Genomic DNA, 479 nt, shown 5'->3' on the forward strand with positions numbered 1-479 from the left:
CCTACGGGAGGCAGCAGTGAGGAATATTGGTCAATGGGCGGGAGCCTGAACCAGCCAAGTCGCGTGAGGGACGACGGCCCTACGGGTTGTAAACCTCTTTTACAAGGGAATAAAGGACGTTACGAGTAAAGTTTTGCATGTACCTTATGAATAAGCACCGGCTAATTCCGTGCCAGCAGCCGCGGTAATACGGAAGGTGCGGGCGTTATCCGGATTTATTGGGTTTAAAGGGAGCGTAGGCGGCAGGTTAAGTCAGTTGTGAAAGTTTGCGGCTCAACCGTAAAATTGCAGTTGATACTGGCCTGCTTGAGTGCGGCAGAGGCAGGCGGAATTCGTGGTGTAGCGGTGAAATGCTTAGATATCACGAAGAACCCCGATTGCGAAGGCAGCTCACTGGAGCGCAACTGACGCTGAAGCTCGAAAGTGCGGGTATCGAACAGGATTAGATACCCGTGTAGTCCTGTCTCTTATACACATCT

At 51.8% G+C, this 479-nt stretch carries 1 rRNA gene; it reads left to right on the forward strand.

Annotated elements, in window-relative coordinates:
• Nucleotides 1–479: ribosomal RNA gene (locus PGH32_RS24560) — 16S ribosomal RNA — on the forward strand; the annotation flags it as partial.

This window comes from Erwinia sp. SLM-02 (genome assembly GCF_037450285.1).
In the GTDB taxonomy this organism is placed as follows: Bacteria; Pseudomonadota; Gammaproteobacteria; order Enterobacterales; family Enterobacteriaceae; genus Erwinia.